This is a genomic window from Methanocorpusculum vombati, from assembly GCF_026891935.1.
Classification (GTDB): Archaea; Halobacteriota; Methanomicrobia; order Methanomicrobiales; family Methanocorpusculaceae; genus Methanocorpusculum; species Methanocorpusculum vombati.
Genome location: NZ_JAPTGC010000042.1, coordinates 1 through 740, shown reverse-complemented (window position 1 = coordinate 740; position 740 = coordinate 1). Strand labels below are relative to the sequence as shown.

Below are 740 nucleotides of genomic sequence, written 5' to 3'. Positions count from 1 at the left end.
GGGGAGAGAGGGTTGCCGCGGGGTTATCCGTGGTAGAGGCGGATGCTGCGGATAACCGGATCTTCTTCAAGGTCCCAGCGTTCTCTCCGTTCTTCGTCGAGGTACCATGCGGCGGTCCGGAGGAGTTCGGGGAGGGTGTCTGAGTCGATGGTTTTTCCGTGCCAGACTCTGACGCGGTATGTTTTGATGCCTTCTGCGGTGGTGACGAGGAAGGTCACGGTGTGGCGCAGGAGGAGGATCAGGCCCAGGAAGAAGAGGAACAGCAGGAACAGCAGGAACAGCAGGAACAGCAGGAGGGAGAGCATGCCGTTTCCGTCGCCGCCGGATTTGTTGTCGCTGCCGGTGTCTTCCGGCGGTGCGGTGGTGGCGTCTTGGGTGGGGGTGGTCACGGTCGGCTGTGCGGTGCCGGTCTGGGTTGCCGGGGGTACGGTGGTCGTTTCCGGTGCGGGTGTCTGGGTCGGGGTGGTGGTGCCGCCGATCCATCTGGCATACAGTGTCATGTCGCCGGGGATGCCGTCCGCAAAGTTCCATTCCTTGGTGCAGGCCGCATCCGTGTACCAGCCGCCGAAGGAGCATGCGCTCTTTTCGGGGTCGGCGGGTTTTGTGATTACGTCGCCGTAGGAGAGGTAGGTCTGCGGCAGAACGGTGCTGCCGCCGAAGGTCTCGAAGAGGACACGGAAGGCGTTTTCCATGTTGCCGTCACCCTCTGCGGGAGGTGCCGGGGGTGCGGGCGGTACCGG

At 63.6% G+C, this 740-nt stretch carries 1 protein-coding gene; it reads right to left on the bottom strand.

Annotated features, from left to right (window positions below):
- Positions 1–23: 23 nt before the first annotated feature.
- Positions 24–740, bottom strand: a 717-nt coding sequence (locus tag O0S09_RS09965; RefSeq protein WP_268923826.1) for an InlB B-repeat-containing protein, incomplete at its 5' end; no start/stop codon positions are given.